Annotated in this window: 1 protein-coding gene; it reads left to right on the top strand. The window is 53.4% G+C overall.

Annotated features, from left to right (window positions below; translation table 11 throughout):
• The first annotated feature begins 257 nt into the window (after positions 1-257).
• Positions 258-578, top strand: a complete 321-nt coding sequence (locus tag ACFQND_RS12220; RefSeq protein WP_371437485.1) for a DUF4148 domain-containing protein — start codon at positions 258-260, stop codon at positions 576-578.
• Positions 579-728 lie beyond the last annotated feature (150 nt).

A 728-nucleotide genomic window follows, 5' to 3' on the forward strand; every position in this document is an offset into this window, starting at 1 on the left:
GCAACCGGTCCATAAGCACCTTTGAAGGCCCATGGGCCAGTGGGAATAAACAATTATTACGGATTCTGCAACTATGTATTGTGCTTTAGGTGGTTTGCAAACGTCCGGGTAAACCCTAAAGTTCAGTCATCGATGAGCCGAATCAAGAAAAACGACTCACCGAGGCCAGCCAAGCAAGCCAGGCGCCTTCGGGCTCCCGCCGCTGTAGCTGGATAGGTAACCAAGTCTCTTTGTTTTTAACTTTAAGGATTCTCATCATGAACTCGAAACTTATCGCCTCTGCCGTTGTTGCTCTTGCTGCCATGGGTAGCGTCAGTGCTTTTGCACAAGGCCAGAACCATCTGTACGGTGAAGCCGCTGTGGCCAACCCTGCTGTTTCCACCGCCAGCAATGTCTCCCGCGCTGAAGTGAAGGCCGAGTACCTGCAGGCCCGCCAGGCTGGTGCCCTGCCTGTCAGCCAGGAAGCTGCTTTTGCTGCGGCTCCTGCCGAGGCCAGCACTGTCACCCGCGCTGCCGTGCGTGAGGAAGCCCGTCATTACGTGATCCTGGACGGCAGCAATCGCAAGATCTACCGCTAAGCGGCTGTCTGTCTTTATTCAATAACAAAACCAAGTCATCCAAAGGAAATACATCATGAACTCGAAATTTATCGCCTCTGCTGTTGTTGCTCTTGCTGCCATGGGTAGCTCCGGTGCTTTTGCCCAGAACAATCTGTACGGTGAAGCCGC

It is taken from the genome of Polaromonas aquatica (assembly GCF_042659145.1).
Classification (GTDB): Bacteria; Pseudomonadota; Gammaproteobacteria; order Burkholderiales; family Burkholderiaceae_C; genus Polaromonas; species Polaromonas aquatica.

Coding starts and splice junctions, on each gene's coding strand:
- ACFQND_RS12220 (WP_371437485.1), top strand. CDS start 258: ATGAACTCGAAACTTATCGCCTCTGCCGTTGTTGCTCTTGCTGCCATG.